Genomic DNA, 605 nt, shown 5'->3' with positions numbered 1-605 from the left:
ACTCCGTCCCGCTACCGCGAAAGGCAGAGGAACGAGCGGATCCGTCGTAGCCGCGGTTGCTGGAGACAGAACGGCGGGGAACTAGCGCTTGCCCAGGGCGCTCACCGGCTCCTCCTGCAGCGGCTTTCTGCCCCCCCTTTTCGCTGTCAACACGAGACCCCTCGTCTCGGCCAGTCTGGGGGGAGCGGTTGGAAGGGCGAGAAGTGGCCCCTTGCGCGGACTCCCTGTAGCTATCCCGCTCATTCTCCAAGGACTCCGTCCCGCTACCGCGAACGTCCAGCCAATCCTCTGCGCCCACAAAGGTTGAGCCCTCTTCCGGCAAAGGGGGTGGAGAACGACGACTTTGCCGCTCCCTTCCTTCACCAGAGTTTGCAACCGAGGAGATCGCGGCTTCCTCACCGGCAGAATCCGGGGAATGGCGGCTGGGATCGGGGGCAGCAGTCCGTTCCGCTGCTGCAATGGGATCTTGATCCTCAAACTCAGAAAAACCCATAGTTCTTCGAGCGCTCCCCTCAGCTGCCAAGGCAAGACGGCTTTCAATTTCACTCCCCCGAAGGGAAGCAACTACTGTATCCTAGCAGCTGATACATTTACGCTGAACACTG

The 605-nt window shown here is 61.0% G+C and carries 1 pseudogene; it reads right to left on the bottom strand.

Features of this window, described 5'->3' with window-relative positions:
• Positions 1–493: pseudogene (locus NW818_RS13485) on the bottom strand (hypothetical protein); the annotation flags it as partial.
• Positions 494–605: the final 112 nt, after the last annotated feature.

The organism is Synechococcus sp. R6-5 (genome assembly GCF_047461775.1).
GTDB lineage: Bacteria > Cyanobacteriota > Cyanobacteriia > Thermostichales > Thermostichaceae > Thermostichus.
Note: the sequence above shows the minus strand (reverse complement) of the source record. Positions and strands in the feature narration are given on the sequence as shown.